This window comes from Streptococcus mitis (genome assembly GCF_000722705.1).
In the GTDB taxonomy this organism is placed as follows: domain Bacteria; phylum Bacillota; class Bacilli; order Lactobacillales; family Streptococcaceae; genus Streptococcus; species Streptococcus mitis_P.
This window is the reverse complement of sequence record NZ_JPFW01000008.1, coordinates 383,338-409,043: the sequence shown is the minus strand read 5'-3', so window position 1 is coordinate 409,043 and position 25,706 is coordinate 383,338. Positions and strand designations below refer to the sequence as shown.

22 protein-coding genes and 1 pseudogene are annotated in these 25,706 nt (G+C 40.6%); 20 read left to right on the top strand and 3 right to left on the bottom strand.

Annotated features, from left to right (window positions below):
* Genes yihA through whiA form a run of 5 tightly spaced genes read left to right on the top strand, consistent with a single transcriptional unit; the run spans position 1 to position 3,803 of the window.
* Positions 1-588 carry a ribosome biogenesis GTP-binding protein YihA/YsxC gene (gene yihA / locus SK642_RS07080; RefSeq protein ID WP_000422605.1) on the top strand — a complete coding sequence of 196 codons (588 nt, stop codon included), beginning with the start codon at positions 1-3 and terminating at the stop codon, positions 586-588.
* Between the two features lie 10 nt (positions 589-598).
* On the top strand, positions 599-979 hold the full coding sequence (locus tag SK642_RS07075; RefSeq protein ID WP_001140420.1) for a RidA family protein: 381 nt from the start codon (positions 599-601) through the stop codon (positions 977-979).
* A 51-nt stretch (positions 980-1,030) separates the two neighbouring features.
* The gene (gene rapZ, locus SK642_RS07070; RefSeq protein ID WP_033684110.1) at positions 1,031-1,921 is read left to right on the top strand and encodes an RNase adapter RapZ; all 891 of its coding nucleotides are present in this window, start codon (positions 1,031-1,033) and stop codon (positions 1,919-1,921) included.
* Positions 1,918-2,895 (top strand): YvcK family protein, encoded by a 978-nt coding sequence (locus tag SK642_RS07065; protein WP_001231075.1) that lies wholly within the window; start codon positions 1,918-1,920, stop codon positions 2,893-2,895. Before rapZ ends, SK642_RS07065 begins: the two co-directional genes overlap by 4 nt.
* Positions 2,892-3,803 carry a DNA-binding protein WhiA gene (whiA, locus tag SK642_RS07060; RefSeq protein WP_033684109.1) on the top strand — a complete coding sequence of 304 codons (912 nt, stop codon included), beginning with the start codon at positions 2,892-2,894 and terminating at the stop codon, positions 3,801-3,803. Before SK642_RS07065 ends, whiA begins: the two co-directional genes overlap by 4 nt.
* Before the next feature lie 31 nt (positions 3,804-3,834).
* On the opposite strand, the gene SK642_RS07055 is transcribed toward whiA, so the two are convergent.
* On the bottom strand, positions 3,835-4,803 hold the full coding sequence (locus SK642_RS07055) for an NAD(P)/FAD-dependent oxidoreductase (protein ID WP_033684108.1): 969 nt from the start codon (positions 4,801-4,803) through the stop codon (positions 3,835-3,837).
* A gap of 245 nt (positions 4,804-5,048) precedes the next feature.
* Between SK642_RS07055 and cdaA the strand changes: the two genes are divergently transcribed.
* The 8 genes from cdaA to SK642_RS07015 all read left to right on the top strand — a co-directional run bounded on the left by cdaA (position 5,049) and on the right by SK642_RS07015 (position 13,441).
* Complete coding sequence (cdaA, locus tag SK642_RS07050; RefSeq protein WP_033684107.1) at positions 5,049-5,906, top strand: diadenylate cyclase CdaA; 858 nt, start codon at positions 5,049-5,051, stop codon at positions 5,904-5,906.
* Entirely contained in the window at positions 5,893-6,657 is a 765-nt protein-coding gene (locus SK642_RS07045) for a YbbR-like domain-containing protein (RefSeq protein WP_033684106.1), read from the top strand. The genes cdaA and SK642_RS07045 overlap by 14 nt, the downstream gene beginning before the upstream one ends.
* A gap of 24 nt (positions 6,658-6,681) precedes the next feature.
* A complete protein-coding gene (glmM, locus tag SK642_RS07040) occupies positions 6,682-8,034 on the top strand; it encodes a phosphoglucosamine mutase (protein ID WP_033684105.1) in 1,353 nt (450 codons plus the stop codon).
* Between the two features lie 73 nt (positions 8,035-8,107).
* Positions 8,108-8,482: a DUF1149 family protein gene (locus SK642_RS07035; protein ID WP_001050081.1), complete on the top strand. Its 375-nt coding sequence runs from the start codon at positions 8,108-8,110 to the stop codon at positions 8,480-8,482.
* Position 8,483: 1 nt separating this feature from the next.
* The gene (locus SK642_RS07030; protein ID WP_033684104.1) at positions 8,484-9,332 is read left to right on the top strand and encodes a DegV family protein; all 849 of its coding nucleotides are present in this window, start codon (positions 8,484-8,486) and stop codon (positions 9,330-9,332) included.
* A 277-nt stretch (positions 9,333-9,609) separates the two neighbouring features.
* Entirely contained in the window at positions 9,610-10,377 is a 768-nt protein-coding gene (gene dapB, locus SK642_RS07025) for a 4-hydroxy-tetrahydrodipicolinate reductase (RefSeq protein WP_033684103.1), read from the top strand.
* On the top strand, positions 10,374-11,573 hold the full coding sequence (locus tag SK642_RS07020) for a CCA tRNA nucleotidyltransferase (RefSeq protein WP_080708961.1): 1,200 nt from the start codon (positions 10,374-10,376) through the stop codon (positions 11,571-11,573). The genes dapB and SK642_RS07020 overlap by 4 nt, the downstream gene beginning before the upstream one ends.
* Positions 11,570-13,441: an ABC-F family ATP-binding cassette domain-containing protein gene (locus tag SK642_RS07015; protein WP_033684101.1), complete on the top strand. Its 1,872-nt coding sequence runs from the start codon at positions 11,570-11,572 to the stop codon at positions 13,439-13,441. Before SK642_RS07020 ends, SK642_RS07015 begins: the two co-directional genes overlap by 4 nt.
* A gap of 37 nt (positions 13,442-13,478) precedes the next feature.
* On the opposite strand, the gene mntE is transcribed toward SK642_RS07015, so the two are convergent.
* Positions 13,479-14,663 (bottom strand): CDF family manganese efflux transporter MntE, encoded by a 1,185-nt coding sequence (gene mntE, locus SK642_RS07010; RefSeq protein ID WP_033684100.1) that lies wholly within the window; start codon positions 14,661-14,663, stop codon positions 13,479-13,481.
* Positions 14,664-14,864: 201 nt separating this feature from the next.
* Here mntE and SK642_RS07005 point away from each other — a divergent pair, with 201 nt between their 5' ends.
* The 6 genes from SK642_RS07005 (at position 14,865) to yaaA (ending at position 23,475) form a co-directional block, all read left to right on the top strand.
* Positions 14,865-15,950, top strand: coding sequence for a bifunctional glycosyltransferase family 2/GtrA family protein (locus SK642_RS07005; RefSeq protein WP_033684099.1), 1,086 nt, complete (start codon positions 14,865-14,867; stop codon positions 15,948-15,950).
* An 801-nt stretch (positions 15,951-16,751) separates the two neighbouring features.
* Entirely contained in the window at positions 16,752-17,561 is an 810-nt protein-coding gene (locus tag SK642_RS06990) for a hypothetical protein (protein ID WP_152548306.1), read from the top strand.
* Positions 17,562-17,841: 280 nt separating this feature from the next.
* The gene (locus SK642_RS06985; RefSeq protein ID WP_033684095.1) at positions 17,842-20,538 is read left to right on the top strand and encodes a cation-translocating P-type ATPase; all 2,697 of its coding nucleotides are present in this window, start codon (positions 17,842-17,844) and stop codon (positions 20,536-20,538) included.
* A 115-nt stretch (positions 20,539-20,653) separates the two neighbouring features.
* Entirely contained in the window at positions 20,654-21,064 is a 411-nt protein-coding gene (locus SK642_RS06980) for a peptide deformylase (RefSeq protein ID WP_033684094.1), read from the top strand.
* An 11-nt stretch (positions 21,065-21,075) separates the two neighbouring features.
* On the top strand, positions 21,076-22,671 hold the full coding sequence (locus SK642_RS06975; protein WP_033684093.1) for a hypothetical protein: 1,596 nt from the start codon (positions 21,076-21,078) through the stop codon (positions 22,669-22,671).
* A gap of 75 nt (positions 22,672-22,746) precedes the next feature.
* A complete protein-coding gene (yaaA, locus tag SK642_RS06970) occupies positions 22,747-23,475 on the top strand; it encodes a peroxide stress protein YaaA (protein ID WP_033684092.1) in 729 nt (242 codons plus the stop codon).
* A gap of 47 nt (positions 23,476-23,522) precedes the next feature.
* Here yaaA and SK642_RS06965 read toward each other — a convergent pair whose 3' ends face one another.
* The gene (locus tag SK642_RS06965; RefSeq protein ID WP_033684091.1) at positions 23,523-25,007 is read right to left on the bottom strand and encodes a M protein trans-acting positive regulator PRD domain-containing protein; all 1,485 of its coding nucleotides are present in this window, start codon (positions 25,005-25,007) and stop codon (positions 23,523-23,525) included.
* Positions 25,008-25,378: 371 nt separating this feature from the next.
* Here SK642_RS06965 and SK642_RS11210 point away from each other — a divergent pair.
* Positions 25,379-25,471: pseudogene (locus SK642_RS11210) on the top strand (YSIRK-type signal peptide-containing protein); the annotation flags it as partial.
* Positions 25,472-25,706: the final 235 nt, after the last annotated feature.

Sequence of the window (25,706 nt, the reverse complement as noted above, 5' to 3'; positions counted from 1 at the left end):
ATGGAACTGAATACACACAATGCAGAAATCTTGCTCAGTGCGGCTAATAAGTCCCACTATCCGCAGGATGAACTGCCAGAGATCGCTCTTGCAGGGCGTTCAAATGTTGGCAAGTCTAGCTTTATCAATACTATGCTGAATCGTAAGAATCTGGCTCGTACGTCAGGGAAACCTGGGAAAACCCAGCTTCTCAACTTCTTTAACATTGACGATAAGATGCGCTTTGTGGATGTGCCTGGTTATGGTTATGCCCGTGTTTCCAAAAAAGAGCGTGAAAAGTGGGGGCGCATGATTGAGGAGTATCTGACAACTCGAGAAAATCTCCGTGCAGTGGTCAGTCTAGTTGACCTCCGTCATGACCCATCAGCAGATGATGTGCAGATGTACGAATTTCTCAAGTATTATGAGATTCCAGTCATCATTGTGGCGACCAAGGCAGACAAGATTCCACGTGGTAAATGGAACAAGCACGAATCAGCAATCAAAAAGAAATTAAACTTTGACCCAAGTGACGACTTTATCCTCTTTTCATCTGTCAGCAAGGCAGGGATGGATGAGGCTTGGGATGCAATCTTAGAAAAATTGTGAGGAAAAGAAAATGGCAAAAACAATTCATACAGACAAAGCTCCAAAGGCTATCGGACCATATGTTCAAGGAAAAATCGTTGGCAACCTTTTGTTTGCTAGTGGTCAAGTTCCTCTCTCTCCTGAAACTGGGGAAATCGTTGGAGAAACGATCCAAGAACAGACAGAACAGGTCTTAAAAAACATCGGTGCTATTTTGGCAGAAGCGGGAACTGACTTTGACCATGTTGTCAAAACAACTTGCTTTTTGAGCGATATGAACGACTTTGTTCCTTTTAACGAGGTTTACCAAACGGCCTTTAAAGAGGAATTTCCAGCTCGTTCAGCTGTGGAGGTAGCTCGTCTTCCTCGTGATGTAAAAGTCGAAATTGAAGTCATCGCAGAGATTGGATAAGCTAGTTGAAGTTTGGTGTTGCCAAACTTCTTTTGATATAAGGAGAAAAAGATGACAAAGAAACAACTTCACTTGGTGATTGTGACAGGAATGAGTGGTGCAGGGAAAACAGTTGCCATTCAGTCCTTCGAAGATTTGGGTTATTTTACTATTGATAATATGCCGCCAGCTCTCTTGCCTAAGTTTTTGCAGTTGGTGGAAACAAAGGAAGACGACCATAAGTTGGCCTTGGTAGTAGATATGCGTAGCCGTTCTTTCTTCTCAGAGATTCAAGCTGTTTTGGATGAGTTGGAAAACAAGGAAGAACTGGACTTCAAAATTCTCTTTTTGGATGCAGCTGATAAGGAATTGGTCGCTCGTTACAAGGAAACCAGACGGAGTCACCCACTAGCAGCAGATGGACGGATTTTGGATGGAATCAAGCTGGAACGTGAGCTCTTGGCACCTTTGAAAAATATGAGCCAAAATGTGGTGGATACAACTGAACTTACTCCACGTGAGCTGCGTAAAACCCTTGCAGAGCAGTTTTCAGATCAAGAACAAGCCCAGTCTTTCCGTATCGAAGTCATGTCTTTCGGCTTTAAATATGGAATCCCAATTGATGCGGATTTGGTCTTTGATGTGCGCTTTTTGCCAAATCCCTATTACCTTCCAGAACTGAGAAACCAAACGGGTGTGGATGAACCAGTTTATGACTATGTCATGAACCATCCTGAGTCAGAAGAATTTTATCAGCATTTGTTGGCCTTGATTGAGCCGATTTTGCCAAGTTACCAAAAGGAAGGTAAGTCAGTTTTAACCATTGCCATGGGTTGTACGGGTGGACAACACCGTAGTGTGGCCTTTGCTAAACGCTTGGCGCAGGACTTATCCAAGACTTGGCCTGTCAATGAAGGGCATCGCGACAAAGACCGAAGAAAGGAAACGGTAAACCGTTCATGAGAAAACCAAAGATAACAGTGATTGGTGGAGGGACTGGGATCCCCGTCATTCTTAAAAGTCTGCGTGAAAAAGATGTGGAAATTGCTGCTATTGTAACGGTGGCAGATGATGGTGGTTCATCAGGTGAACTCCGAAAAAATATGCAACAATTGACACCGCCAGGTGATCTTCGTAATGTTCTCGTGGCCATGTCGGATATGCCTAAGTTTTATGAGAAGGTATTTCAGTATCGCTTCTCTGAGGATGCAGGAGCCTTTGCTGGCCATCCATTGGGCAATCTCATTATTGCAGGTCTGTCAGAAATGCAGGGTTCGACCTATAATGCCATGCAGTTACTGAGCAAATTTTTCCACACAACTGGGAAGATTTATCCTTCAAGTGACCATCCTTTGACCCTTCATGCAGTCTTTCAGGATGGGACAGAAGTGGCTGGAGAGAGCCATATTGCAGACCATCCAGGCATGATTGACCATGTCTATGTGACCAATACGCTCAACGATGATACACCTCTGGCTAGCCGTAGAGTAGTGCAGACCATTCTTGAAAGTGACATGATTGTCCTCGGACCTGGTTCCCTCTTTACCTCGATTTTGCCCAATATCGTGATTAAAGAAATCGGGCAGGCGCTTTTGGAAACCAAGGCAGAAATAGCCTATGTCTGCAATATCATGACCCAACGTGGGGAGACGGAACATTTTACAGATAGCGACCACGTGGAAGTCTTGCATCGTCACCTTGGCCGACCTTTTATCGATACTGTCTTGGTGAATATCGAAAAAGTGCCTCAGGAATACATGAATTCCAACCGTTTTGATGAATACTTGGTCCAGGTGGAACATGACTTTGCTGGCCTTTGTAAACAAGTTCCGCGAGTGATTTCATCCAACTTCCTTCGCCTGGAAAATGGAGGTGCCTTCCACGATGGGGATTTGATTGTGGACGAGTTGATGCGGATTATACAGGTGAGAAAATGAGTTTCACAGTAGCAGTAAAAGAAGAAATTCTGGGTCAACACCATCTGAGCCGACATGAATTATCTGCCATTATCAAGATGTCTGGTAGCATCGGTCTTTCGACCTCGGGCCTGACCTTGTCTGTCGTGACAGAAAATGCCAAACTGGCTCGTCACCTCTATGAGTCCTTTCTTCATTTCTATGAAATCAAATCAGAAATTCGCCACCACCAAAGAAGTAATCTTCGCAAGAATCGGGTCTATACTGTCTTTACTGATGAAAAGGTGCAGGATTTATTGAGTGATTTGCACTTGGCCGACTCCTTCTTTGGTCTGGAAACAGGTATTGATGAGGAGATTTTATCAGATGAGGAAGCAGGTCGTGCTTATCTTTGTGGCGCTTTCTTGGCAAATGGCAGCATTCGTGACCCTGAATCTGGCAAGTATCAGTTGGAAATCAGTTCTGTTTATCTGGACCACGCGCAAGGGATTGCCTCTCTTCTCCAGCAATTTTTACTAGATGCCAAGGTACTTGAGCGTAAGAAGGGGGCTGTGACCTACCTCCAGCGAGCTGAAGATATTATGGATTTCTTGATTGTCATCGGAGCCATGCAGGCGCGTGATGATTTTGAGCGGGTTAAGATTTTGCGAGAAACCCGTAATGACCTCAATCGGGCCAATAATGCCGAGACAGCTAATATCGCTCGGACAGTTTCTGCCAGCATGAAGACCATCAACAATATCAGCAAAATCAAAGATATTATGGGCTTAGAAAATTTGCCAGTGGATTTGCAGGAAGTGGCGCAACTGCGGATTCAGCACCCAGACTACTCTATCCAGCAGTTAGCAGATAGCCTCAGCACCCCTCTGACCAAAAGTGGTGTCAACCACAGACTCAGAAAGATAAATAAATTAGCCGATGAACTATAAAACCACGAATCCTATGACTCGTGGTTCTTTTTTATAAACTGGTTGAGTGTTTTGGTTGTACTTTTTGTTCAGGATCAATGTAATTAATAGCATTGTTGACAGCGGTTGGGGCTTCTCCGAGACCTGTCGCAATCAAATCAATTTTTCCGTCATAGTAGCAGCAGTCACCGATAGCATAGATACCTGCTTGGCTGGATTCTTGCTTGCTGTTGACAATAATCTTGTGGCGGTTGAGGTCCAGACCCCAGTTTTTGAGGTTACCGACAGAAGATTTGAAACCATAGTTGACAAAGAGGTGGTCTAGGTCAATCGTTTCGGTTTCATCAGATTTAACTTTTGTGATTTCAAGTTTATCGAGCGTTGTTCCATCTCCAAGGAGTTGGCTAGGGACGAATGGTGTCTTGATGGTCACAGAAGATTCCTGTAAGGCTTGCACACTGTGTTCCAAAGCACGGAAATTATCTCTACGGTGAACAAGGGTAGTTGGTGCAATTTTTTCAAAAGCCAAAGCCCAATCCACAGCTGAGTCTCCCCCACCAAGAATCGTCACTTTCTTACCAGCATATTGCTGAATGTTGGAAACGTGGTAGTGGATATTTTCATAGCCCTCAACCCCTTCCAGTTCCAGCGGACGTGGTTTGAAGGCCCCTCCACCCATAGCAATGATAACTGTTTTAGACAGGTGACTTCCTTTAGAAGTTGTAATGGCAAAGCCTTGATCTTGTTTTTCAATTTCAAGAACTGTTTCATTGAGATGAATAGGGGTATCAAAGCTGTTTAGCTGTTCAATCAAGCGCTTAGTCAACTCTTCTCCAGTCAGGTTTGGAAAACCTGGGACGTCTAGGATTTCCTTTTCAGGATAAAGAATAGCGGGCTGTCCACCTAGTTGGGGAAGGGAGTCGATGATTTGGACCTTGGCTTGGCGTAGGTGGGCATAAAAGGCTGCAAAAAGTCCGACTGGGCCACCACCTACAATAGTGATATCATAGAGTTGAGACATGGTTTCTCCTTTGTTTTTTCTAGTCATACTCTTTGAAAATCAAATTCAAACCACGTCAGCGTCGCCTTACCGTACTCAAGTACAGCCTGCGGCTAGCTTCCTAGTTTGCTCTTTGATTTTCATTGAGTATCAGTTTATTTTATCATATTTTTTCTTTAATTTAAAATGAAGTAGGATAGGGGAAAAAATGTCAGAAAAAATGGTATAATAGAAAGGAACGTGTTTGGACAGAGAGGAGACAGCAGATGAACTTTCAACAATTATCCAATCTGCAATATTGGACTAGCTTGTTTTCTAGTCCTTGGAGTATTGCCATCAATTTGTTTGATATTTTGATTGTGGCCTATGTTTTATATCGTTTTACAAAAGCGATAGCTGGTACTAAGATTATGATTTTGGTGCGTGGGGTCGTGATCTTTGTATTAGCCCAGGTTGTGGCCAATATCCTTGGTTTAACAACGATTTCTTGGTTGATTAATCAGATTATCACTTATGGTGTTATTGCTGCGGTTGTTATCTTCTCTCCAGAGATTCGGACTGGTTTGGAACGTTTGGGAAGGGCGACAGATTTCTTTTCTACTAGTCAAATTAGTGCAGAAGAGCAAATGATTCGTGCCTTTGTCAAGTCAGTTGAATATATGAGCCCTCGTAAGATTGGTGCCCTGGTTGCCATCCAACGAGTTCGCACCTTGCAAGAATACATTGCGACAGGGATTCCCTTGGATGCCAATATTTCGGCAGAACTCATCATCAATATTTTTATTCCTAACACTCCCCTACATGATGGTGCTGTGATCATCAGAGAAAATCGGATTGCGGTGACTTCTGCCTATCTACCCTTAACAGAAAGGACAGGGATTTCCAAGGAATTTGGAACCAGACATAGGGCGGCTATCGGTTTATCAGAAGTATCCGATGCCTTGACCTTTATTGTCTCAGAGGAAACAGGTGGTATTTCTATTACCTACAATGGGATCTTCAAGCACGACTTGACTCTTGAGGAATTTGAAGCAGAATTACGAGCACTTCTTTTGCCAACCGTTGAGGAAAAAGTCAGTTTCAAGGACCGTTTGCTAGGAGGTTGGAAATATGAGAAAAAATAGTCTATATATCATTTCATCTCTCTTTTTTGCTTGTGTCTTATTTATCTATGCAACATCGACCAACTTTCAAAATAATAATACTGTAAGGCAGGTCAAATCGGAAACCTACACCAATACGGTAGCAAATGTTCCTATAGACATTCATTATGATAATAGTCAATACTTTATTAGTGGTTTTGCTTCAGAAGTTTCAGTTGTGCTGACAGGTGCCAATCGTGTGACTTTGGCGAGCGAAATGCAGGAAAGTACTCGTAAGTTTAAGGTTACAGCGGATTTGACAGATGCTAGTGTTGGAACGATTGAAGTTCCCTTGAACATTGAAAATCTTCCAAGTGGATTGACCGCTGTGGCAACGCCTCAAAAGATTACAGTGAAAGTTGGGAAGAAGGTTAAGAGAGATGGGATGCTTGTTGTGCCACAAGTTGACCAAAGCCAGATTGATCCCAAGCTACAAATTGATAGTGTAACCGTGTCAAATGAACGCGTTTCGGTCACAACTGACCAGGAAACATTAGCTAAGATTGACAAAGTTATTGCGCTTCTGCCTACTAGCGAACGGATTACAGGTAATTATAGTGGTTCGGTACCTTTGCAGGCAATCGACCGTAATGGGGTTGTCTTACCAGTAGTGATCACTCCGTTTGATACAATAATGAAGGTCACTACAAAACCAGTAGCACCAAGTTCAAGCACAAGCAGTTCGTCGGAGACATCTTCGTCAACGAAAGCAACTAGTTCAAAAACGAATTAAAAATAGAAAAAGGATTTTATAAAAATGGGTAAATATTTTGGGACTGATGGAGTCCGTGGAGAAGCTAACGTAGAACTAACGCCAGAATTGGCTTTTAAACTAGGACGTTTTGGAGGTTATGTTCTCAGTCAACATGAAACGGAAGCACCGAAAGTTTTTGTGGGACGTGATACACGTATTTCAGGAGAAATGCTAGAATCTGCCTTGGTAGCTGGTCTTCTTTCAGTTGGTATTCACGTATATAAACTAGGCGTTCTGGCAACACCAGCAGTAGCTTACTTGGTCAAAACTGAAGGAGCAAGTGCAGGTGTCATGATTTCTGCTAGCCATAACCCAGCTCTTGATAATGGGATTAAGTTCTTTGGTGGGGATGGTTTCAAACTAGATGACGAAAAAGAAGCAGAAATTGAAGTCTTGTTAGATGCTGCGGAAGATACTCTTCCTCGTCCAAGTGCAGAAGGTTTGGGAACCTTGGTAGATTATCCAGAAGGCTTGCGTAAGTATGAAAGCTATCTGGTTTCAACTGGAACTCCCCTTGAAGGAATGAAGGTTGCCTTGGACACAGCCAATGGTGCAGCGTCTACAAGTGCCCGTCAGATTTTCGCTGATCTCGGTGCTCAATTGACGGTTATCGGAGAAACACCAGATGGTCTTAATATCAACCTTAATGTTGGTTCAACACACCCAGAAGCCCTTCAAGAAGTGGTTAAAGAAAGCGGGTCAGCAATTGGTTTGGCCTTTGATGGGGACAGTGACCGTTTGATTGCTGTTGATGAAAATGGCGACATCGTCGATGGTGATAAGATTATGTATATCATCGGGAAATACCTTTCTGAAAAAGGACAATTGGCCCGAAATACAATTGTGACAACCGTTATGTCTAACCTAGGTTTCCACAAGGCCTTGGACTGTGAAGGCATTAACAAGGCAGTCACTGCAGTTGGAGACCGCTACGTTGTTGAAGAAATGAGAAAATCAGGCTACAACCTTGGTGGTGAACAGTCTGGGCACGTCATCTTGATGGATTACAATACCACAGGTGATGGTCAATTATCAGCAGTCCAATTGACTAAAATCATGAAGGAAACGGGTAAGAGCTTGTCAGAGCTGGGAGCAGAAGTAACCATCTATCCACAAAAATTAGTCAATATCCGAGTGGAAAATGCCATGAAGGAAAAGGCTATGGAAGTGCCAGCTATCAAGGCAATTATCGAGAAGATGGAAGCAGAAATGGCAGGGAATGGCCGTATCCTTGTCCGCCCAAGTGGAACAGAGCCCCTTTTGCGTGTCATGGCAGAAGCGCCTACAACAGAAGAAGTGGACTACTATGTTGATACCATTGCAGATGTGGTTCGAGATGAAATCGGGATTGACTAAATCCTAGAAAACTAGATGAAAATAAAAAATTATGGTACAATAGCTTATAATATTGTAGCCGAGGGAGAGAGACATGAATCTTAAACGTGAACAAGAATTTGTTAGTCAGTATCATTTTGATGCGCGTAATTTTGAATGGGAAAATGAAAATGGAGCTCCTGAAACCAAGGTGGATGTGAACTTTCAATTGATTCAACATGATCAAGAAAATCAAGTGACTTCCTTAATTGTCGTCTTGAGTTTTATGATTGTATTTGATAAGTTTGTCATTAGTGGAACCATTTCACAGGTAAATCATATCGATGGTCGTATTGTCAATGAACCAAGTGAATTGAACCAAGAAGAAGTGGAAACCTTGGCTCGTCCATGTTTGAACATGCTCAATCGTTTGACTTACGAAGTGACTGAAATTGCATTAGACTTACCAGGAATCAATTTGGAGTTCTAATATGAAACTAGCTGTTATCACAGATTCCTCTGCCTATCTCAGTGCAGAGACCTTACAAAGAGAAGATTTGTTTGTCTTGGATATTCCTGTCAATATTGATGGTGAGGAGTATGTCGAAGGTATCAATCTGACTGCTGAGGAATTTTATCAAAAAATGACTCAGACTTCTGAATTGCCTAAGACCAGTCAACCAAGCATTGCCAAGTTAGATGAAATTTTAACTTCGCTCAAAGAACAAGGCTATACCCATGCCTTGGGACTTTTCCTATCTTCTGGAATTTCAGGTTTTTACCAAAATATCCAGTATATGGTGGATGACTATGAGGGTTTAACCATTGCTTTTCCAGACACTTTGATTACAAGTGCTCCGCTGGGTATCATGGTTGAAAGTGTCTTTAACTGGCGCGACCAGGGCGATGATTTTGCCATTATTCAGGATAAGCTAGCTATTCAAATTAGTCGTACGTCAGCTTTTATCATGGTGGATGATTTGGATCATTTGGTAAAAGGTGGGCGCCTTTCAAATGGGGCTGCGATTTTGGGCAATCTGCTAAGCATTAAGCCAATCCTTTATTTTAACGATCAAGGTGTGATTGAAGTTTACGAAAAAGTTCGTACTGAAAAGAAAGCAACCAAGCGCTTAATTGAGATTATCAAGGAAGCCACAGCTTCAGGCCAATACCGTATCATTGTCATTCACGGAAATGCTCCTGAAAAGGCTGAGGAATTGCGTCAACACTTGCTTGAGTCTGGAGTGGGTACGGATATTTCACTTGCTACATTTGGCAGTGTCATTGGGACCCACCTAGGATCAGGAAGTATTGCTCTGGGTTATATTCCAGTGATTTAGTTAGCACTTCAAGACTAGTCAAGAAGGATTTGTATCTTAGAAATTGAACACGGACTAGCTTCCTCTTGAAAAAAGATGCCTGTCTTGCCTTTTATGGAAAGTCAGCGCCATCCCCTATTTTTCATGGGCAACTAAGGTCCTTTGAATCTTGATAATTGAACACGCCTGGAACCCTGTGTGAAAAAGATAGTTCTTCCAAGGAGTAGACACTCCTTGATCAGAACTCCTATTTTCACTTTGTGTTCTTGCAGATTTTGTATCTTAGACAGGAGTAGAGATGAGTATTCGAGTAATTATTGCTGGTTTTAAGGGAAAGATGGGCCAAGCTGCTTGTCAGATGGTCTTGGATGATCCAGACTTGGATTTGGTAGCAGTTTTGGATCCTTTTGAGTCTGAGTCAGAATGGCAGGGAATTCCTGTTTTTAAGGATAAGGTTGATTTAGCAGGCTTTGAAGCGGATGTCTGGGTAGATTTTACTACTCCAGCTGTTGCCTATGAAAATACACGATTTGCTCTTGAAAATGGCTTTGCTCCAGTAGTTGGAACAACAGGCTTTACTAGTGAAGAAATTGCAGAGCTAAAAGATTTTTCACGTGCCCAAGATTTGGGTGGTTTGATTGCCCCTAACTTTGCCTTGGGTGCTGTCTTGCTCATGCAATTTGCGACGCAGGCTGCTAAATATTTCCCAAACGTGGAGATTATCGAGCTCCATCATGACAAGAAAAAGGATGCTCCTAGTGGAACAGCTATTAAAACAGCTGAGTTGATGGCGGAAGTTCGAGAGTCTATCCAGCAAGGTGCGCCTGATGAAGAAGAACTGATTGCTGGTGCTCGTGGTGCTGACTTTGATGGCATGCGGATTCACTCTGTCCGTCTACCAGGCTTGGTAGCCCATCAGGAAGTCATCTTTGGCAATCAGGGAGAAGGATTGACCCTCCGTCATGACTCCTATGATCGCAGCTCCTTCATGACAGGGGTCAATTTGGGAATTAAAGAAGTTGTCAAGCGTCATGAGCTTGTCTATGGATTAGAACACTTATTATGAGATTAACGCAAATGCCTTCTGAATTTCAGAAGGCTTTACCAGTATTAGAAAAAATTAAAGAAGCAGGCTTTGAAGCTTATTTTGTTGGGGGCTCTGTTCGAGATGCTCTCCTCAATCGTCCTATCCATGATGTGGATATTGCGACGTCTTCTTATCCAGAGGAGACCAAGCAGATTTTTCCGCGAACAGCCGATATCGGAATCGAGCATGGAACCGTCTTGGTCTTAGATGGGGATGAGGAGTATGAGGTAACCACTTTTCGGACAGAAGATGTCTATGTGGACTATCGAAGACCCAGTGCGGTTTCCTTTGTGCGTTCGCTAGAAGAAGACCTCAAGCGCCGTGATTTCACAGTCAATGCCTTTGCCTTGGACGAGACAGGGGAAATCATTGACTTGTTCCGTGGTTTAGAAGATTTGGAAAATCAAGTTTTGCGGGCGGTTGGTGTAGCTAGTGAGCGTTTCAACGAAGATGCTCTACGGATTATGCGTGGTTTCCGTTTTCAGGCCAGTCTTGGCTTTGAGCTTGAGTCAGAAACATTTAAAGCTATGAAGACCTTGACGCCACTTTTGGAGAAAATTTCTGTAGAGCGTACTTTTGTTGAGTTTGATAAACTCTTGCTGGCTCCATTTTGGAGAAGGGGCTTGGCTTCCATGATTGAGAGTCAAGCTTATGACTATCTCCCTGATATGGCAGCTAGCCAGGACAAGCTCAACAGATTGTTTGATTTGGAGTCTAATTTCACCTTTGAATCCTCTGAACAAGCCTGGGCGGCTCTACTGTGGGCTTTGGAGATTGAAAATGCGCAGCCATTTTTGAAAGCTTGGAAGACCTCACGTCAGTTTGCCAAGCAGGTACAGGATTTGCTGATTATTTTGGCTCTGCGTGAAAAGAGAGAATTGAGCAAGCGCGATTGTTACCGCTTTGACTTGGATTTACTTTTACAGGCTGAAAATCTTCGTCAGGCTCAAGGGAAACCAGTCAACCCACAAGCCATCACAGAAACCTATCAGAGTCTGACCATTCATGATAAGAAAGAAATCCAAATCAACGGTGGTATTTTGATCAAGGAATATGGTTACCAGCCTAGCCCAGATTTGGGAGATATTTTAATAGAGATTGAGTTTGCCATTGTTGATGGAGAATTGGAAAATGACCGTCAAGCCATCGATAATTACCTGAGGGAGAAAAAATGAGTGATTTTATCGTTGAAAAACTAAGTAAATCCGTCGGTGATAAGACCGTTTTTAAGGATATTTCCTTTATTATCCATGACTTGGATAGAATTGGTCTAATCGGTGTCAATGGGACTGGTAAGACTACCCTTTTAGATGTTCTTTCTGGTGTTTCTGGCTTTGATGGGGATGTCAGTCCTTTTTCAGCTAAGAATGATTACCAGATTGGTTACTTGACTCAAGATCCTGATTTTGATGATAGTAAGACAGTTTTGGATACGGTTCTCTCCAGCGATCTCAAGGAAATCCAACTCATTCGTGAGTATGAACTCCTCATGCTCAACTACAGTGAGGACAAGCAGGCTCGTTTGGAACGGGTCATGGCTGAAATGGATTCTCTCCAAGCTTGGGAAATTGAGAGTCAGGTCAAGACCGTTCTCAGTAAGCTGGGTATTCAGGACTTATCGACTCCTGTTGGGGAATTGTCAGGTGGTCTGAGAAGACGAGTTCAGTTGGCGCAAGTCTTACTTGGCAACCACGATCTCTTGCTTTTGGATGAGCCGACCAACCATCTGGACATTGCGACTATTGAGTGGCTGACCCTCTTTTTGAAAAATTCTAAGAAGACAGTTCTCTTTATCACCCACGACCGTTATTTCCTAGACGCTTTGTCAACTCGGATTTTCGAATTGGATCGCGCAGGCTTGACCGAGTACCAGGGAAATTACCAGGACTATGTTCGCCTAAAGGCAGAACAGGATGAGCGCGACGCGGCTCTTCTTCACAAAAAGGAACAACTCTACAAACAAGAATTGGCCTGGATGCGCAGACAACCGCAGGCGCGTGCGACCAAGCAGCAGGCTCGTATCAATCGTTTCCACGACTTGAAGAAAGAAGTCTCAGGTGGCGTTGCTGAAACAGACTTGACCATGAACTTTGAAACCAGTCGGATTGGGAAGAAAGTCATCGAGTTTCAGGATGTTTCCTTTGCCTATGAAAACAAGCCTATTTTGCAAGATTTTAATCTCTTGGTGCAAGCTAAAGATCGTATTGGAATTGTTGGTGACAACGGTGTTGGGAAATCAACTCTCCTTAACTTGATTGCAGGCATTCTTGAGCCGACAGCAGGACAAGTTGTGATTGGGGAAACAGTTCGCATTGCCTATTTCTCTCAGCAAATTAAGGGCTTGGATGAGAGCAAGAGAGTGATCAATTACCTGCAAGAAGTGGCTGAAGAAGTCAAGACCAGCGGAGGTTCTACGACTTCGATTGCAGAGTTGCTGGAGCAGTTCCTTTTCCCACGTTCGACGCATGGAACCTTGATTGAGAAATTGTCTGGGGGAGAGAAAAAACGTCTTTATCTTCTCAAATTGCTCTTGGAAAAACCAAATGTTCTTCTCTTGGACGAGCCAACCAATGATTTGGATATTGCAACCTTGACAGTCTTGGAGAATTTTTTGCAAGGCTTTGCTGGTCCAGTTTTGACTGTTAGTCACGACCGCTATTTTTTGGATAAGGTAGCGACCAAGATTCTCGCTTTTGAGGATGGCAAGATTCGTCCTTTCTTTGGTCATTATACCGACTATCTTGATGAAAAAGTCTTTGAAACAGAGATGGCCAATCAAGTGCAAAAAGCCGAAAAGGAAAAAGTCGTCAAGGTTCGAGAAGACAAGAAACGCATGACCTACCAAGAAAAGCAGGAGTGGGCAAGCATTGAAGGCGATATTGAAGCCTTGGAAAATCGTATCGATACTATTGAAGATGAGATGCAGGCCAACGGCTCTGACTTTGGTAAGCTAGCGACACTCCAAAAAGAACTGGATGAGAAAAACGAAGCACTCCTTGAAAAATACGAACGCTATGAATACCTAAGTGACTTTGATAGCTAGAAGAATAGAAAAATCCCGTCTCATGGACAGGATTTCTCTATTCTTTTTTGGTTTCCTGGTGGAAGATATTTTGCCAAGTTTCGTGGCGACGCCAGATACTGGTGTGGATGATACCATCTAACTCATAGCTGATGAGTTTGGTCTTTTGACTGATGGAAGTGATTTGAATATCCTTGATAGCTGAATTCAACTCTTTTTCGGCTTTATAGGCCTCTTTATCCATCTGTTCTCCATCTTGACGAATATAGACAAAATCGTCAGCCAAGAATTCTTCCAGTTGATTTCCCTGATCAATCAATTGTTCGCGCATAAGCAATTTTTTGTAGACATTGTCTAAAATCTCATCCTCAGGGATAGGTGCTGGCTCGATATGGACATCGGTATCAAAGACTCCAAAACGTTCTTCCAACATAGACTCGACTTGATCCGCGATTTCGTGGCTCTCATAAACCGACAAGTCAGGATTCATTTCTAGCGTAATATCAAGGTAGATATTGCTACCGTAGGTACGACCTCTTTGAGACTTAACCTTACTGATTTTGGGAATTTTCATAATGGCCTTTTGGTAGTCCTCAAGCAGGCGGTCGTCAAAACCATCTGAAAGACTAAAGGAAGACTCGATGAAGATATCATAGGCAGTTTTCAAGATAAAGAAAGTGATGATGATAGCGACCAGTTTATCCACAATGGGATAATTGAAACTGCTAGCTAGGATGGCAATGGTAGTACCAAGAGAGGTAACAGCATCAGAAAGGTTATCCTTAGCAGCAGCCTTTAGCGCCTTGGAGTTGGATTTCTTACTGAGGCGAGTATTGTAGAGATAAACTAGAAACATAATCGCTGCAGAAATGATTCCTAGAGTTGCACCCAGAGGGTCAATGACTGTTTCTTCACGACTGAGAATCTTTTGAATGGTATCCCTTAGCACATCAAAGCCAACATAGAACATGATAATAGAAGTGACCAAGCTAGCCAAATCCTCAATCTTCCAATGACCAAAACGGTGGTCACGGTCTGCAGGTTGGCGCGCCATACGAATCCCAATCAAGAGGGCAACATTTCCAATGATGTCCGAGACGTTGTTAAAACCATCAGCCACCAAACTGGATGAATGAAGAAGATGACCAGTTGCCAATTTGGCCGCAGACAAGATCAAATAGGTTGAAATACTGATAATGGCCCCACGCTCAGCTAACTTGAGATTTGAAATAGATTGCTTCATTCAACTTCCTTTCTAGTCACATAGCATTCTACCATTATACTGGTTTTCAAGGGAAAATTCAAATAGGATGGATAAAATTAAGGGTAAAATTAAGAAAATACAAAGCAGAAAATGCTTTTTTTTTAGGAAACATGATAAAATGATATCTGGAAGTTTATGCTTTTTTATACAAAAATATTAGCAGATACCAAAGGAGATTATATGAAAACATTGATTGTTATTCCTGCCCTAAATCCTCCACTTGATTTGATTCAATACATAGAAAAATTAAGGCAATCTGGGTTAGAAGATATTCTAATTGTAGATGATGGAAGTAGGTCAGAATGTGGTTATATTTTTGAACAACTAAGAGATAAACAAGGATGTCAGATATTAACCCATGCAAAAAATTTAGGAAAGGGTCGTGCCTTAAAAAATGCCTTTAACTATTTTCTGACAATGCCAAATGTAGAAGAATATAACGGGATTGTCACTGCTGATTCGGATGGACAACATAGGGTTGAAGATGTCTTATCTATGGTAGAGACAATTTCTAATTATCCTGACTCACTCATTTTAGGTTGTCGTGATTTTGATTCTGAAAATGTTCCACCAAAAAGTAAATTTGGGAATAAGCTTACAAAATTAGTATTTAAATTGCTTTATGGTAGAAAAATTACAGATACTCAGACTGGACTTCGAGGCTTTCCAAAGGCAATTTTACATGAAATGTTGGAGATTTCAGGTGAACGATTTGAGTATGAAACTAAAATGTTAATCCATACATTTGATAATTCAATTCCCATCAAAGAAATAAGGATTGAAACTATTTACTTTGATGGGAATGCTGAAACTCATTTCAATCCTATTAAAGATTCATTGAGAATTTATAAAGTAATCTTTGCATCATTCTTTAAATATTTGTTATCTTCTCTTTCTTCCTTTTTAGTTGATATTGGATTGTTTCAGTTGTTCCTTTGGCTTTCCCTATCTGTAGGAATTCATAGGGGGGCACCGTTGATTCTATTATCAACTATTTTGGCAAGAATAATTTCATCTTATTTTAATTTTACAATGAATAAGAATTTTGTCTTTGATGGTGAAAAAAGAATTTATAAAACGATTGTGAAATACTATAGCTTGGCTGCTTTCCAAATGTTGTTGTCTGCAGCAATGGTGACAGTTGTTTGGAATATGTTTTCTGGTTCTGAAACAGCTATTAAAATAGTAGTCGATACAATCTTATTTCTCGCCAGTTATCAAGTTCAAAGAAGGTGGGTGTTTAGAGAGAAGGAGTTACCATGCTAATTGTTTTTAGAATGCTCTTATTATTTTTATCAATTTTTGGATATTTCAGTTTTTTTAGATTAAAGACGAAAATAGAAGTTTCTTTTATTCCAGTTGTAGTTTTTTCAGGTATTGGGACAATCATCTTTCTTTCAGGTCTTTTGAATATATTGAAGCTGACCTCGATTGTTCTTTTTTGTATAGGAATCTTTCTGAATAAATATTCTCTTTATTTGATAACTGATAAAAAATATATTCAGCAAATCTTTTGTTTTTTCTTGCTATGGTATTCTTATTTATCCTTTTAAAAGATAATTTATGGATTCATTATGATAATTTTTCACATTGGGGGATAGTAGCTAAAGAAATTGTAACATATAATCAATTTCCTAATTTTCAATCTGACCTAATACAATTTCAAAGTTATGCGACAGGTAGTGCCAGCTTTATTTACTATATGTCAAAAATTACAGGTCTTCATTCTGAAGGATTTATGAGTGTTGCCCAATCTTGGCTAGTACTTAGTACATGCTTTACATTTTTTGTATGGATTTCTAGAAATTCGAAAAAGTATAGTATCCCAGTCATAATGTTTATCATACTACTCTTTATAGTAAATATTCAGCCCTATGATTTACTTGTAGATACATTGTTGACATCATTAGCATTGGCTACTATCAACATAATTGTCTTTTATCAAAAGAGTTTACAAAAAATAACTTATCAGCTTAGTTTAATTTTTTATTTTTGATATCTGTAAAAACAAGTGGTATATTTTTTGTGATTTCTGCACTATTTCTCATGATTTTCTATTCTTTTAGAATGAGAAAAGAATTACGGTTTCATATTTGGTTACAAACATTCTATGTAGTTGTTGGGATTGTCTTTGTAAACATTTTATGGAAAGCACATGTTTCTTATGTTTTTATTGCAGGAAATAAGTCAAAACATTCATTTAGTTTAGTGAGTTATAAGGAGAATTTGTTAGATAAAGGAAAAAGCAAAATAATTGAGATAATGTTTCAATATGCTCAACGAATTTTTTCATTTGATAATATTATTTTAATTTTGCTTGTGCTAATAGGGGGAGTTTTAATCTATTGTATTTTAGCTAAAAAGAAAATATTGGGAATAGAGTTAGTCGTTTTTCCTAGCTTAACTTATATTATTTATCATCTTAATTTGTTAGCTATGTACATTGTATCAATGCCCTATGATGAAGCAAAAAATTTAGATAGTTTCAGTAGATATAATATGACAATTGTATTATTTGTTTTGGGGATTATGGTCATTTATTCTTTAAAATACTCAGTACAGCTTTCTAAATATTTTCTCTATATGCTTTCTATTGTATTGATAGCTGTTGCTTTCATTAATAAAGAGGCATTTAATCAATTTATTACAGGTAAATTTACAGCAGATCGTTATAGAATAGAGGAAAGATTAAGAAGTGTATCCTATAAGAAAGGCATTCCTACAGTAGTTCAAATAAAAAGAAAATCACTATCTAAAGGATATTTATGGTTTCTGTTGCGTTATGACTTGCATACAACAGATGTTACTGTAGACTATCTTGATGAAGAGATTTCGAATAATAGAGAGAGTGTTCAAGTATTAACTATTGATTATTGATGAAATAGCAATGGTTAGTCATGATAGTTTCACTGTCTAAGATGATTCAATTCTTTGAAAACTTTTCAAAATTTGGTATAATAGAACTACTCAAGGGAGTAGCTGGCAGAAACCTGTGATAGTGTCGTCATTCCGAATTTCATACTGAAAAGTATGCTTTCCGGCACTATCTTAAACAGCGAGACTTGTTATGATTAACAGGTCTCTTTTTGTTTGTCGTGAAAAGATACGATGAGGGAAAAGAGAGTCTGTTTTGCACACAATGTCAAGGAGGAGACACATGTCAAAAGAACAAAAACGCCAAGCGTTTTATACTCAGAGTCCTGAAGAGGTCTTGCAGGCTGTGGATGCGACCGAGCAAGGTTTGTCATCAAGTGAGGCGGAAAAGCGCCTTGCCGAATTTGGCCACAATGAACTCGAAGAAGGCGAGAAACGATCAATCCTGGTCAAATTCATCGAGCAATTTAAGGATTTGATGATTATCATCCTAGTTGCGGCAGCAATCTTGTCAGTCGTGACTTCTGGTGGGGAAGATATCGCAGATGCCATTATCATCTTAGCCGTGGTTATCATTAACGCTGCCTTTGGTGTTTACCAAGAAGGGAAAGCAGAAGAAGCAATCGAAGCCCTCAAATCCATGTCTAGTCCAGCTGCCCGCGTTCTTCGCGATGGTCATATGGCTGAGATTGATTCTAAAGAATTGGTACCAGGTGATATTGTTGCCCTTGAAGCAGGTGATGTTGTACCAGCGGATCTTCGTTTATTAGAAGCCAACTCGCTTAAAATCGAAGAAGCTGCCCTGACAGGTGAGTCTGTGCCAGTCGAAAAAGACTTGACAGTTGAACTTGCTGCAGATGCTGGTATTGGTGACCGTGTCAATATGGCCTTCCAAAACTCAAATGTGACTTATGGTCGTGGTCTTGGTGTTGTTGTCAATACAGGTATGTACACGGAAGTTGGTCATATCGCTGGCATGCTCCAAGATGCGGATGAAACGGATACACCACTCAAACAAAACTTGAACAACCTTTCTAAGGTTTTGACTTATGCAATTTTGGTCATTGCCCTTGTTACTTTTGTAGTGGGTGTCTTCATTCAAGGGAAAAATCCACTCGGTGAGTTGATGACCTCTGTTGCGCTTGCTGTTGCAGCCATTCCAGAAGGGCTTCCTGCTATCGTAACCATCGTTCTTGCCCTTGGTACTCAAGTTTTGGCCAAACGAAACTCTATCGTTCGTAAGTTGCCAGCAGTTGAAACACTTGGTTCAACAGAAATCATCGCTTCTGATAAGACTGGTACGCTGACTATGAACAAGATGACAGTCGAAAAAGTCTTCTACGATGCGGTTCTACATGACTCAGCTGATGATATTGAACTAGGTCTTGAAATGCCACTACTTCGTTCCGTTGTCTTGGCAAATGATACTAAAATTGATGTGGAAGGAAACCTGATTGGTGACCCTACTGAAACAGCCTTCATCCAGTATGCCTTGGACAAGGGCTACGATGTTAAAGGTTTCTTAGAGAAATATCCTCGTGTGGCTGAGTTGCCGTTTGACTCTGAGCGTAAGCTCATGTCAACAGTTCACCCATTGTCAGATGGTCGTTTCCTTGTAGCAGTCAAAGGTGCGCCCGACCAACTTTTGAAACGTTGTGTTCTTCGTGATAAGGCTGGGGATATTGCTCCGATTGATGAGAAGGTTACAAACCTCATTCATACAAACAACTCTGAAATGGCTCACCAAGCCTTGCGTGTCCTTGCAGGTGCCTATAAGATTATCGATAGCATTCCAGAAAACCTCACTTCTGAAGAGCTTGAAAATGATTTAATCTTTACTGGTTTGATCGGGATGATTGACCCTGAACGTCCTGAAGCTGCTGAGGCTGTTCGTGTAGCCAAGGAAGCTGGAATCCGTCCAATTATGATTACAGGTGACCACCAAGACACCGCAGAAGCTATTGCCAAACGTTTGGGAATCATTGACGCAAACGATACAGAGGGCCACGTTTTAACTGGTGCTGAACTCAATGAACTGTCAGATGAAGACTTTGAAAAAGTAGTTGGTCAATACTCTGTTTATGCCCGTGTGTCTCCAGAACACAAGGTTCGTATCGTCAAGGCATGGCAAAAACAAGGTAAGGTCGTTGCCATGACAGGTGACGGTGTTAATGACGCGCCAGCTCTGAAAACAGCAGATATCGGTATTGGAATGGGAATCACTGGTACAGAGGTTTCCAAGGGGGCTTCTGACATGATTCTTGCGGATGATAACTTTGCAACTATTATCGTCGCAGTTGAAGAAGGACGTAAGGTCTTCTCAAACATTCAAAAGACCATTCAGTACTTACTTTCTGCCAATACCGCTGAAGTATTAACTATCTTCCTATCAACCTTGTTTGGTTGGGACGTCTTGCAGCCAGTTCATCTCTTGTGGATCAACTTGGTAACGGATACCTTCCCAGCTATCGCTCTAGGTGTTGAACCTGCGGAGCCAGGTGTTATGACCCATAAACCACGTGGACGCAAGGCAAGCTTCTTCTCAGGTGGTGTTTTCAGTTCTATCATCTATCAAGGTGTACTCCAAGCAGCCCTTGTTATGAGTGTTTATGGACTTGCCCTTGCTTACCCAGTTCATGTGGGTGACAATCATGCCATTCATGCAGATGCCCTTACTATGGCCTTTGCAACCCTTGGTTTGATTCAGCTCTTCCATGCCTACAATGTCAAGTCTGTTTACCAGTCCATCTTGACAGTTGGTCCATTCAAGTCTAAGACCTTTAACTGGTCTATCTTGGTATCCTTCATTCTTCTCATGGCAACAATCGTTGTAGAACCGCTTGAAGGAATCTTCCATGTAACCAAACTAGACTTGTCACAATGGGGAATCGTTATGGCTGGAAGCTTCTCAATGATTATCATTGTCGAAATCGTTAAGTTTATCCAACGCAAACTTGGCTTTGACAAGAATGCGATTTAAAAAGAAAGTCATCTTCGGATGGCTTTTTGCTACAGTTGAGGGAAAGGGCTTGCAGTTATCGGCTTTTGTGCTATAATTGCTATAATATAGTAAACATTAATAGGAGTGTGAGGAAGTGGAAAAGAAAATTGTGAAGGATATTTTGTTTTTATCTCAAGTATCTCAGCCGGCAAGTCAGGATGATCTGTATCTTGCCAGAGATTTACAGGATACGCTTTTAGCAAATCGTGAGACCTGTGTTGGTCTGGCTGCCAATATGATTGGGATGCAGAAGCGCGTGATTATCTTTAATCTTGGCTTGGTTCCCGTGGTCATGTTTAATCCAGTGCTCCTGTCCTTTGAAGGACCTTATGAGACAGAGGAAGGCTGTTTGTCCTTGACGGGTGTGAGACAAACTAAGCGTTATGAAACCATAAGGGTTGCCTATCGTGACAGCAAGTGGCAGGAACAGACCATGACCTTGACAGGCTTCCCAGCACAGATTTGCCAGCATGAACTGGATCACTTGGAAGGACGAATCATTTAGGAGGAAAGCAAATGAAACGGATAGTCTTTGAACTTATTTTTATCGCAACGACTTGGTATATCTTTTTACCGCCCCTTAACCTGACCAGCTGGGAATTCCTCTTTTTCCTCTGTGGTCATTTGCTGCTTGTGGCAGTCTTATTTGGCTTTGGCAAGGGAATCAATCTGGTCAAAACAGTTCATGTGCGCCACGGCAAGGCGGAAGCTGCCTTAAATTTAGAGGGTTTCAAAATCAATCGGTTAGGGAAAATTCTTTTAGCTTCTATTGGAGGAATTTTGCTCTTGGCAGGTTTGGTTTCCTTGGTGACTTCCAGCATTTTTCAGGCTAAAAATTATGCCAATGTAGTCACAGTTACGGAAAAAGAGTTTACTGAATTTCCTAAGAGTGATACCAGTAAGGTTCCTATTCTAGATAGAAGTACTGCTGAAAAAATTGGTGACCGCTACTTGGGTTCTCTAACGGATAAGGTGTCGCAATACGTAGCGGCAGATACCTATACCCAACTGACGATTGATGGGAAACCTTATCGAGTTACGCCACTAGAATACGCAGACCCTATCAAGTGGTTTAATAATCAAGCTAAGGGAATCGGCGAGTATATCAAGGTGGACATGGTAACTGGAAATGCCAACTTGGTGGAGTTGAAGATACCAATCAAGTATTCTGATTCAGAGTATTTTAACCGCGACGTCAAACGCCACCTGCGCTTGAAGTACCCAACCAAAATCTTTAAAACTCCATCCTTCGAGGTGGACGATGAGGGGAATCCTTTCTATGTGGCAACGGTTTACCAAAAGAAATTTGGCTTAGCGGTTCCTCGTCCTGTTTCAGTCATTATCTTGGATGCCACAAATGGAGAAACCAAGGAATACAGCTTGTCAGATGTTCCAGAATGGGTGGACAGGGTTTATCCAGCTGAGGAAACCATTGAACAAATCAACTATAACGGCAAGTACAAGGACGGTTTCTGGAATGCCATGATTTCCAAGAAAAACGTGACCCAGACTACCAAGGGCTATAATTACTTGTCTATCGGCAATGACATTTATCTCTACACAGGTGTGACGTCAGCCAATGCAGATGAAAGTAATCTTGGTTTCATCCTTGAAAATATGCGGACAGGAGAAATTACCAAGTATAACTTGGCTTCTGCAACTGAAGAATCAGCCCGTGAATCAGCAGAAGGTGCTGTCCAGGAGAAGTCCTACAAGGCAACCTTCCCAATCCTCATCAACCTCAATGACAAGCCTCTGTATATCATGGGCTTGAAGGACAATGCTGGTCTGGTTAAAGAGTATGCTCTGGTAGACGCAGTTGAGTACCAAAATGTTATCGTAGCCACGACAGTGGAAGAACTACTCAGCAAGTACGCCAATAAAAACGATCTTGAAATTGACAATGCAACAACAGAAAGCATCAAGGGTGTGGTAGCAGACCTCAAATCAGCTGTTATCAAGGGCGATACCGTCTACTTCTTTAAAGTTGATGGCAAGATTTACAAGGTCAAAGCTTCTGTATCTGATGAACTTCCTTACCTAGAAAATGGTAAAAACTTTGAAGGTCAAGTAGGAAAAGACAATTATCTCAAGACCTTTAAAGTGCAGTAAGATAAACCTCGGTCAAACCGAGGTTTTTCAGATGAATTTCTTGGTTGTGGCTAAAAAATATGCTACACTATCAATATGAAAATTTTAATCCCAACAGCAAAAGAAATGAACACAGATTTGCCAAGTATTGAATCCGCTCCTTTAAAACCAGAAAGTCAGGCCGTGCTTGATGCCTTGGCCTTCTATTCTTCTAATCAATTGGAGAGTTTTTACAAGGTATCAGCTGAGAAGGCAGCGGAAGAATTTCAAAATATCCAAGCTTTAACAAGCCAAACTGCTCAACACTATCCAGCCTTGAAACTTTTTGATGGGCTCATGTATCGCCATATCAAGCGAGACAAACTGACCGAGGCAGAACAAGTCTATCTTGAAAATCATGTCTTTATTACCTCAGCTTTGTACGGTGTCGTTCCAGCCTTGTCACCTATGCCACCTCACCGTTTGGACTTTTTGATGAAGTTAAAAGTCTCTGGTAAGACTTTAAAGAGTCATTGGAAGGCAGCCTATGATGAAGCTGTGACGCAGGAAGAAGTGATTTTTTCTCTCTTGTCGTCCGAGTTTGAGACTGTATTTTCTAAGGAAATTAGAGAAAAAATGCTGACCTTCAAATTTATGGAGGATAAGGGCGGTCAGTTGAAAATTCACTCAACTATTTCTAAGAAAGCGCGTGGTGCCTTTCTAACAGCCCTGATAGAAAATCAAGTACAAACGGTGGAGGAGGCTCGCCACTTAAGTTTTGCAGGATTTGTTTACAGAGAAGACCTGTCCCAGCCACGGGAATTGGTTTTTGTAAAGGAAGTATAGAAATCAGATAAGAGAAAAGTCAGCGGGAACATGCTGACTTTTTTAGTTTATAAAGTATTGGATATATGAATCTCATTTGATAAACAGTTAAGATGATTAACCAAATCCATGATTGACAGGTGATTTCGGCAAATAAACTTCTTAGTAATTCCTGGAATATAGAAATTAGACACGATGATATCGTAATCTGTCTGATTTAAAATTTCAGGACTTGTTTCCAATTGATCCCAAATATCGAAGGTAAAGCGATTATTACAGTAATAGGAAAGCATATCCATCAAGGTGAGGGATAGGGCATGGTCAAAGTTACTGATAATCAAAACCTTGATAGGCGGTCGATTAGCTAATAATTGAGTAGTGATATTTTCTGCATGGGTGAAGATGGTGTAAATCAAGTGCTCTAATTGTTCAGGATAATCATGTTGCCCAATTGCTTGCCGATAGGCGGCTAATTCTTGTCTTGCACTTTCCATAAAGTCTGGGAAATAGACCTTGAACTTTTCTAGTGTAATTCCCTTTTGCTCAAATAAGAGTGGTGTTGAAAAGGTTTCCTGTCTTTCAAAATAAGCCGTATTATGTAGGTGCCAAATGAGTTCATCATGATTAGCAAATTTAATATTAAATGCTTTAGATAATCGTTCCAAAATTTGGCTTAATAATTGATAAGAATAGCGAGATTCATCATTTTTATTTAGAGAATCAAAGAATTGCTGTGGATCTAGAAAAATATCATTTTGAAGAAAGGAAATGAAAATTTGGGTCACAATATCTGGAGTCATTTCCAGTCCAAATTGTTGAGAGAAGTATGCAAGCTTGTACTCAAAATCTGGTAAATTCATTAAAACAGGATAGTAGTCTTGGTAAAAATGATTCGGTAAATCAATGAAATGTCCATTTTTTACTCGATGAATACTAATTGCGAGCATCAGCTTATACATTCTATAGATTGCAAATCGCATTGGGTAATTTGTAGATTTATAGAAGTAGTCAGCGAACTCTGTTATAACTTTTTCAGAAATATCTGGGAAAGACCAGTCTAGAAAATAATACCGCTCTGAAAAGTATTGGGCATAAAAATAGCGAATATCGATTTCATTTCCATTCAGGGATGTTGGAGTAAAAGACAGTTCAATTTGGAATTGTTTCGAGAGAATGGTGGTGATTCGATTTCCTAAACGATAAAGATTGGCATTACTAGAATGCAGTTTTTCTACAGTTCGGTAAATAGGCAATCCTTCGTTAAAAAACATATATTCTAATAACTGAAAAGATTGGGAATGACTGAGGAAATAAATATATATATCTTCTATACTTGCCGCTGTATCTAGATTTAGCATAATGCCATTGATAGAAGATTGGATTTTGAAGGTTGGGAATGCTGTTCGTAGTTCGTTTAAGTCATTTTTCAGGATACGCTCGGTGCATTCTAAAGTTTGTGCTAATTCGTTTAGACGTATCCAATCTCGTTTTTGAATGAGTATTTCAAGTAGTCGTAATTGTCGTTGTTCTTTTGTAGATAATAGAGATCTCATAGGGTTCTATCCTCCTAAGATCATTATATCATAGTCTATAATAAAAATGCTAATGTTGATATTGTTAAGATGGAGAATAATCCGATTTGATCTTAAAACAATATTTATGAATCGAATATAGGAAGGCAATTAAATGTTACTGGAATATTTGTATTAATTTTGAGATTACATTTTTACCTCTATATTATTTTTCTGTACCATTTGTACCAAAATATGAGAATCATTTTTTTGTCAGTAAATTCACTTTGATTAGAACAATTTAAATGAATCTTGAGGGAAAAAATACTATATGTTAATTGATAAAACTATATTGAATTATATATAAAATAGATGTAAATTGTATAGTATAAAATTATATTGAGGTAAAGAATATGAAACAGGCACAGAGAAAATCATTTGATTGGTATAAAATGCAACAACGTTTCTCTATTCGCAAGTATCACTTTGGGGCAGCTAGTGTACTGCTCGGAACAGCCTTAGTCCTAGGAGCAGGAGCCAACTCCCAAACAGTACAAGCAGATGAACATTATGCAGAAGTTACTAACAGTGTTTCTGTTGATAAGATAGCAGAAACTACTAAACCAGCAGAAGTTTCTACAGCTAAGAAAGAAACTACCTACGCAGCTCCAACTGTTGTTAATCCAGTAGAGGTGACTCCAGCTAAATCTGAAGTTGTTAAGGCAACTGTAGAAAAGGTTG

What these genes read in the sequence shown, in the direction of transcription:
- SK642_RS07075 (WP_001140420.1), top strand. Translation starts at nt 599, where the DNA reads ATGGCAAAAACAATTCATACAGACAAAGCTCCAAAGGCTATCGGACCA.
- SK642_RS07065 (WP_001231075.1), top strand. Translation starts at nt 1,918, where the DNA reads ATGAGAAAACCAAAGATAACAGTGATTGGTGGAGGGACTGGGATCCCC.
- glmM (WP_033684105.1), top strand. Translation starts at nt 6,682, where the DNA reads ATGGGTAAATATTTTGGGACTGATGGAGTCCGTGGAGAAGCTAACGTA.
- SK642_RS07015 (WP_033684101.1), top strand. Translation starts at nt 11,570, where the DNA reads ATGAGTGATTTTATCGTTGAAAAACTAAGTAAATCCGTCGGTGATAAG.
- rapZ (WP_033684110.1), top strand. Translation starts at nt 1,031, where the DNA reads ATGACAAAGAAACAACTTCACTTGGTGATTGTGACAGGAATGAGTGGT.
- SK642_RS07055 (WP_033684108.1), bottom strand. Translation starts at nt 4,803, where the DNA reads ATGTCTCAACTCTATGATATCACTATTGTAGGTGGTGGCCCAGTCGGA.
- SK642_RS07035 (WP_001050081.1), top strand. Translation starts at nt 8,108, where the DNA reads ATGAATCTTAAACGTGAACAAGAATTTGTTAGTCAGTATCATTTTGAT.
- SK642_RS07045 (WP_033684106.1), top strand. Translation starts at nt 5,893, where the DNA reads ATGAGAAAAAATAGTCTATATATCATTTCATCTCTCTTTTTTGCTTGT.
- yihA (WP_000422605.1), top strand. Translation starts at nt 1, where the DNA reads ATGGAACTGAATACACACAATGCAGAAATCTTGCTCAGTGCGGCTAAT.
- SK642_RS06965 (WP_033684091.1), bottom strand. Translation starts at nt 25,007, where the DNA reads ATGAGATCTCTATTATCTACAAAAGAACAACGACAATTACGACTACTT.
- cdaA (WP_033684107.1), top strand. Translation starts at nt 5,049, where the DNA reads ATGAACTTTCAACAATTATCCAATCTGCAATATTGGACTAGCTTGTTT.
- SK642_RS07020 (WP_080708961.1), top strand. Translation starts at nt 10,374, where the DNA reads ATGAGATTAACGCAAATGCCTTCTGAATTTCAGAAGGCTTTACCAGTA.
- dapB (WP_033684103.1), top strand. Translation starts at nt 9,610, where the DNA reads ATGAGTATTCGAGTAATTATTGCTGGTTTTAAGGGAAAGATGGGCCAA.
- SK642_RS06985 (WP_033684095.1), top strand. Translation starts at nt 17,842, where the DNA reads ATGTCAAAAGAACAAAAACGCCAAGCGTTTTATACTCAGAGTCCTGAA.
- SK642_RS06975 (WP_033684093.1), top strand. Translation starts at nt 21,076, where the DNA reads ATGAAACGGATAGTCTTTGAACTTATTTTTATCGCAACGACTTGGTAT.
- yaaA (WP_033684092.1), top strand. Translation starts at nt 22,747, where the DNA reads ATGAAAATTTTAATCCCAACAGCAAAAGAAATGAACACAGATTTGCCA.
- mntE (WP_033684100.1), bottom strand. Translation starts at nt 14,663, where the DNA reads ATGAAGCAATCTATTTCAAATCTCAAGTTAGCTGAGCGTGGGGCCATT.
- whiA (WP_033684109.1), top strand. Translation starts at nt 2,892, where the DNA reads ATGAGTTTCACAGTAGCAGTAAAAGAAGAAATTCTGGGTCAACACCAT.
- SK642_RS07005 (WP_033684099.1), top strand. Translation starts at nt 14,865, where the DNA reads ATGAAAACATTGATTGTTATTCCTGCCCTAAATCCTCCACTTGATTTG.
- SK642_RS06990 (WP_152548306.1), top strand. Translation starts at nt 16,752, where the DNA reads ATGAGAAAAGAATTACGGTTTCATATTTGGTTACAAACATTCTATGTA.
- SK642_RS07030 (WP_033684104.1), top strand. Translation starts at nt 8,484, where the DNA reads ATGAAACTAGCTGTTATCACAGATTCCTCTGCCTATCTCAGTGCAGAG.